The organism is Mycolicibacter algericus DSM 45454 (assembly GCF_002086455.1).
GTDB lineage: Bacteria > Actinomycetota > Actinomycetes > Mycobacteriales > Mycobacteriaceae > Mycobacterium > Mycobacterium algericum.
In genome coordinates, this window is sequence record NZ_MVHC01000018.1 from 72792 (window position 1) to 78791 (window position 6000).

General features: G+C 67.2%; 7 protein-coding genes and 1 tRNA gene. 3 read left to right on the plus strand and 5 right to left on the minus strand.

The genetic code is table 11. From position 1 onward, the window contains the following. Positions 1-52: 52 nt before the first annotated feature. On the plus strand, positions 53-1291 hold the full coding sequence (gene lipE / locus BST10_RS15925; protein ID WP_083038923.1) for a lipase LipE: 1239 nt from the start codon (positions 53-55) through the stop codon (positions 1289-1291). 81 nt (positions 1292-1372) lie between these two features. Here lipE and BST10_RS15930 read toward each other — a convergent pair whose 3' ends face one another. After that, entirely contained in the window at positions 1373-2236 is an 864-nt protein-coding gene (locus BST10_RS15930; protein WP_083038925.1) for an alpha/beta fold hydrolase, read from the minus strand. 74 nt (positions 2237-2310) lie between these two features. On the opposite strand from BST10_RS15930, the gene cynR reads away from it, so the two are divergent. Both cynR and BST10_RS15940 read left to right on the plus strand, forming a co-directional pair. Continuing rightward, a complete protein-coding gene (gene cynR, locus BST10_RS15935) occupies positions 2311-3228 on the plus strand; it encodes a transcriptional regulator CynR (RefSeq protein WP_083038927.1) in 918 nt (305 codons plus the stop codon). Between the two features lie 124 nt (positions 3229-3352). Beyond that, on the plus strand, positions 3353-3781 hold the full coding sequence (locus BST10_RS15940) for a hypothetical protein (protein ID WP_083038929.1): 429 nt from the start codon (positions 3353-3355) through the stop codon (positions 3779-3781). A gap of 30 nt (positions 3782-3811) precedes the next feature. Here BST10_RS15940 and BST10_RS15945 read toward each other — a convergent pair whose 3' ends face one another. From BST10_RS15945 to BST10_RS15960, 4 genes are all read right to left on the minus strand, one after another. Then, complete coding sequence (locus BST10_RS15945; RefSeq protein WP_235673653.1) at positions 3812-4711, minus strand: GIY-YIG nuclease family protein; 900 nt, start codon at positions 4709-4711, stop codon at positions 3812-3814. A gap of 275 nt (positions 4712-4986) precedes the next feature. Continuing rightward, positions 4987-5073, minus strand: a tRNA-Ser gene (locus BST10_RS15950). Between the two features lie 36 nt (positions 5074-5109). Continuing rightward, complete coding sequence (locus BST10_RS15955) at positions 5110-5481, minus strand: type II toxin-antitoxin system VapC family toxin (RefSeq protein ID WP_083038931.1); 372 nt, start codon at positions 5479-5481, stop codon at positions 5110-5112. After that, positions 5478-5717, minus strand: a complete 240-nt coding sequence (locus BST10_RS15960) for a type II toxin-antitoxin system Phd/YefM family antitoxin (protein ID WP_013830986.1) — start codon at positions 5715-5717, stop codon at positions 5478-5480. The genes BST10_RS15955 and BST10_RS15960 overlap by 4 nt, the downstream gene beginning before the upstream one ends. Between the last annotated feature and the right edge of the window lie 283 nt (positions 5718-6000).

A 6000-nucleotide genomic window follows, 5' to 3' on the forward strand; every position in this document is an offset into this window, starting at 1 on the left:
TTCTGAGACTTCCGGCACCTCCGGCACTCCAGGGACGCCCCGGATTCCGGCGATGACCACCCCCGACGGACGGATCCGGATGCCGGCCGACCTCGAGGCGGTCACCGTGATCGGCGACGAGGACCACTCCGGTATCGACCGCGCGGCGGTGGAACGGATCTGGCAGGCGGCGCGGCACTGGTACGCGGCCGGTATGCACCCGGCGATCCAGCTGTGCCTGCGTCACAACGGCCGGGTGGTGCTCAATCGGGCGATCGGACACGCATGGGGCAACGCCCCCACCGACGCCGCGGACGCCGACAAGGTGCCGGTGGGGATCGACACTCCGTTCTGCGCGTATTCGGCGGCCAAGGCGATCACCTCGACCGTGGTGCACATGCTCGTGGAGCGGGGCGGCTTATCGCTCGACGATCGGGTTGCCGACTATCTGCCCGGCTACGGCCGGCATGGCAAGGGCCGCACCACGATCCGCCAAGTGCTGACGCACAGCGCAGGGGTGCCGTTTGCGACCGGCCCGCGGCCGGATGTGCATCGCGTCGACGACAGCGAGTACACCCGCGAGCAACTGGCTGGGCTGCGGGCCATCTACCCGCCGGGATGGGCGCACATGTATCACGCGCTGACCTGGGGTCCGCTGATGCGCGAGATCGTCTCGGCGGCCACCGGGCGGCACATCCGCGACATCCTGGCCGAGGAGATCCTCGACCCGCTGGGATTCCGGTGGACGAATTTCGGTGTGACGCAAGAGGATGTTCCGTTGGTGGCGCCGAGTCACGCCACCGGTCGCCCGCTTCCCGGACCGGTGGCCGCGGTGTTTCGCCGGGCCATCGGCGGCACCATGCACGAGATCATCCCGTTCACCAACACCCCGCTGTATCTGACCAGCGTCATCCCTTCGTCCAACACCATCTCGACGGCCTTCGAACTGTCCCGGTTCGCCGAGATCTGGCGCCGGGGCGGGGAACTCGACGGGGTGCGGGTGGTCTCGCCGGCGACCATGGCCGCGGCGACGGCTCAGTGCCGCCGGCTGCGGCCCGATGTGGCGACCGGGCTGGTGCCGTTGCGCTGGGGAACCGGCTACATGCTCGGCTCGGAGCGGTTCGGCCCGTTCGGCCGGGGGGCGCCGTCGGCGTTCGGGCATCTGGGTCTGGTCAACGTGGCGATCTGGGCGGACCCGGCCCGCGGCCTGGCCGCCGGGCTGATCTCCAGCGGCAAGCCCGGCCGCGATCCGGAGGCCAAGCGCTACGGGGCACTGATGGACCGGATCGCTGCGGAGATCCCCCAGACGTAACAGCAGCCCGGGGCGTCACACCCGCCTCCGCGCTCCACCATGTGGTGCGTTGCCCGCCTACGAGCGACAAGTCGTGTTATGTCAACTCGAGCGGGGCGCGTCCGTTGCATGCTTGGCGAAATGCTCGGTGAGCAGTTCGGTCAGCTCGGTCGGCGCCTCGTCTGGAATCCAGTGGCTGACCCCTTCGAGCGTCCGCAATTCCCACGGGCCCGTGACGAATCGTCGGGACAGTTCATGGCCCCTCCTGCCGACGGCGGTATCGCCGTCACTCCACACCTGCAGGGTGGGAACCGGGATCCTTCGCCGCAGCACGGCCGGGCGGATAAACGGCATGCCACGGTACCAGTTCAGCGCGGCCTTGGCGCCGCCGAGCCGATGAAGCTGATCCAGATCCCTGGTGGCGTTCGCCGGAGTCTGACCCGAGCTCAACAGGCCGCGATAGGCCACGCCGGTGTTGTTGCGCACCAACAGTTCTGGGATCACAGGGAGCTGGAAGGCCAGCATGTACCAGGACTTGAGCGCCTGGGAGCTGGTCGCCATCGCCATCACGAACGCCAGCGGATGCGGCACCGAGACCGCGGTCAGCGTCCGCACCAGATCGGGGCGCGCAGCCGCCACACCCCAGGCGACTGCAGCCCCCCAGTCGTGCCCGACCAGGTGCACCGGACCCGCGCCGGCGGCGTCGATCAAGGCGACGGCGTCGGCGACCAACTCCGAGAGCCGGTAGTCGCGGCGCCGCGATGGCAGGGCACCGGGTGAATAGCCGCGCTGATCCGGCGCCAACGTGCGAAACCCTTGACTGTTCAGCAATTCGGCCACCGGCACCCACGACGTCGAGGTCTGCGGGAAGCCGTGCAGCAACACGACCGGAACCCCATCCTGCGGACCGGCATCGGTAACGTCGAACACCAGTCCGTTCCGCTCAAAGGTGCTCAGCCTGGGCATGTCGCCATCCTTTCGGTCCTGGCTCGCAATCCTAGTTACGGCGTGGCATTTGCCGTGCTTCCTATAGTTGATCGATGGAGCTGCGGCACCTCAAATACCTGCTGGCGGTGGCCGACCATCAGAATTTCACCCGGGCCGCCGAGGCACTGCACGTCTCCCAGCCGACGCTGTCCCAGCAGATCAAACAACTCGAGCACTCTTTGGGCGTGGAGTTGTTCGACCGATCGGGGCGCACCGTCCGGCTCACCGACGCCGGAGCGGCCTACGTGCACCATGCCCGGCTGGCCATGCGGGACCTGCAGGCCGGCGAACGGGCCGTGCACGACGTCCGGGATCTGTCCCGCGGCCACCTGCGGATCGCGGTCACGCCGACCTTCACCGCGTATCTGGTCGGCGTGCTCGTCCACAATTTCCGGGTGGCCCACCCCGGCATCAGGGTGACGGTTCTGGAGACCAACCAGGATCAGATCGAGGCCGATCTGCTGGCGGATCGGCTCGACCTCGGAATCGGCTTCGACGGCCAGCACGCTGCCGGGATCGAGGCCCGCACGCTGTTCACCGAGACGCTGTGCCTGGTGGTTGGCACGGATCATCCGTTGGGGACTGCGACCGCGGCGGTACCGATCTCGGCGCTGGCCGACGAGCCGCTCGGCCTGCTCAGTTCGGACTTCGCCACCCGCAAGCACATCGACGGGTATTTCGCCGAATGCCAAGTGCAGCAGCACATCGCGATCGAATCGAACTCGATCAGCGCGTTGCTGGAGCTGGTGCGCCGCAATGTCGTGGCTACCGTGTTGCCCGATGCGATCGCCCGCGAACGCACTGATCTGCACCCAGTGCCGCTGCAGCCACCGCTGCCGGCGCGCACCGTGCAACTGCTGCAGCGGGCCGGTGTCTACCGGTCCGCGGCGGCTCGGGCGTTCACCGAGACGCTCGACACCGTGGTGGCCGCGCGGCAGGAGTCGACCGGCAGGTATTGGTCGAACCAATAGCTCGGCGTGGGTTTGCGTATTGGACAGCACGGTCGCCGCCTCCCATGCTGAATGTCGGCTGAGTAAACGATTCTCAAACAGCCGGAAAACTTCTCCAGTATGAGAAAGGCAGGGTCACCACTTGATGACGAGCGCCCTGTACGACGACACGACCAGCGCGCCGGGGTTGTCGCAACTCGAGCCGCTATTGGAGATCGAACGCCACCACCGAGTGGCGGTGATCAACGCACCGGCCGACTCCGCGCTGCGGCTGCTGCCGAACAGTCGGGCGAATCCCGGCCACGCCGACGTGGTGATCGCGTTCGCGACCCGGCGGGTGGACCTGGCGTTTCTGCGTGCCGCCTACCACGCGGCCGGCTCCGGCCGCACCGCGTGGCTGGTCTACTGCGAACCCGGACAGCCGGGCACCGACCTGCGCTGGGAGTGGCTTCTCGCAGCGTTGCGCCAGTACGGCATCCAAGCGGTGCGACACGTCCGGATAGACCCGGGCTGGTCGGCGGTCCTGCTGCAGCGGCGGCGCAGCGGTGAAGCGGAGCCCGGCCTGGTGGGCTGAGCGAAGCACCGCCGGCCAGCCCGCTGTCCGTCAGTTTCGGTTCAACCCGAACCGGGTCACCAACGCCGCCTTGTAGTGGGCCTCGGCCTCGTTGATCTCCGCGACCGGGGTGCCGGGCCCGAACACACGCAGCAGGCTGAACACGAAGTTGCGCGCATGCTCGGTCTTCGCGCCGCCGGCGCCGATACTGGCTGCAGCCAGTTCGCGTAGCGCGCGGTTGCCACCGTGACCGTCGCCGGCGTAAGCGGTCCAGCGCTGCAGGATCCGTTCGGCGCCATCGGCTTTCCCGACATACAGCTTGCCGTTGGACGTATCGGCGATCAGGTAGATGCCCGCCACCTCGCGCAGCGCGGCATGCCAGTCGCCGTAGCGGCCGGCATCGGACACCACGTCGACCAGTTCCGGGAACCTCAGCCGCACCTTGTCGTAGCCGGGGAACGGCACTTTGTCGCGGTCGGCGATCTCGAGCACCGGCAGCCGCCCGATGTTGGCCGCCCGCCGGTTCCATCTCAGCGGCACGTCCCACTCCACCACGAGGCGGTTCTTGAGCGGAGCCAGGAAGCCGTGGCTGCGCAGGTCGAAGAAGCGGCCCGTCTCGGTCTTCTCTTTGCGGACCTCGCCAAGGTTTTCGAAGGTCCCCCACAGCCGGGAGCGCTTCTGGCCATCGGCGGCGAACAGCACCCAATATCTCTCCGGGTCACGGGGAAAGTTCCGGGTCGAAATGTCCTGGGAGCGGGTGTATTCGCGGACCCGGTCAGAATCGGTCAGGTCGTCCGGGCCGCGCAACCCCTCATGGCTCTGCGGGTTGTAGCTGTGCCGGATGACCCGGATCTCGGCCAGTCCGATCGGCGGGTCGTGTTCGCCTCCGAGCGCACTCAGGACGTGGCCGAGGGTCAGGTTCGCCTCGGATGCGGGCTGTGGCACTGTCACGTCGTCCACCGTAGAACCCGAATCACTCTGGCTCCGGTTCGCGCTCGCTCAGCCCTTGTCGGCGCTACGTCTGGCCGATCGCGCGTCAGAGCGGACCCGGACGTGCGGGCACCGAGAGACGGGTCCCGTCAGATCCATCCGGCCCTGTTCGAGATGTCCGACACGCCGACAACTCAGAAAAGAATTTCCGGAGCCGGTGGAGCGTGGTGGTGCAGGTTTTTCACCCTCGCAAGCACGGGACACGTATCCTAATCCCACATATCCGCTGGCAAGAGCGGTGGCGGAGGGATTTGAACCCCCGGACGGTGTTAGCCGTCTCTCGCTTTCAAGGCGAGTGCATTAGGCCGCTCTGCCACGCCACCGCGGGAAATCGTACCCCGGCGCCCCGGCGCGCTCGCTCACACGCACGTGACGGGATAGGCGTGCAGCCGCCCGTCGGCGGTGAGCAGATCCAGACGCTCAGCGATCGCTTGCGCCACCAGCATCCGGTCGAACGGGTCACGGTGGTGCCAAGGCAGCTCGCGTAGCACTTCGGCATGTGCCGCGGTGAACGGCAACTCACCAAACCCCGACTCACGTACCGCCTCGTCGAGTCCGGCGGGCGCCTGCAGCTTGCCCAGCGATGCCTTGATCGCCACCTCCGCGACGACGATCGCGGAGACGAAAAGTTCATTGTCGGGGTCTGCGATCACCGCACGATGGGTAGCCGAGAGGTTCTTGTCGTCGGCCAGCCACCAGAGCAGGACATGGGTATCGAGCAGGCCCCTCACGCGCCGTACCAGTCACGGTCGTCCGCGTCCGAGAACTGATCGAAATCAGCCGGTATGGCGACCCGGTCCTTCCACAGACCGGGCCGGCGCACCGGCCGATCCGGCCTGTAGGGGACCAGCCGTGCGATAGGCCGACCGTGCCTGCTGATCACGATCTCTGCGCCGCCCTCCACCTGGGCCAGCAGCCGGGACAGGCGCGTCTTGGCGTCATAGATGTTGACGGTTTCGGTACTCATGTCAACAGGTTATCTGGTCTGGCCAGACCTGACCAGAAATGTCGGTGCGGTGCTGACCGGCGCAACGTCACTCTGCGGGCTCATCCAAACCGGTTCTCGACGTCGATCAGAAAACACCAGCCGCGGGTGAATTGTGCGGGAGCACGAGATGGCGGAGGGTATACCGGGTCGGTTCAGAAGTTCGAATCTTGCCCTGGCGGAACGGAATTCACGTCCCGGGGAGTGGTGTAAGTAGTGGCGGCGTGTCGGTGCTGATGTGTAGAGGGCCATCGCGTGAGTCTCT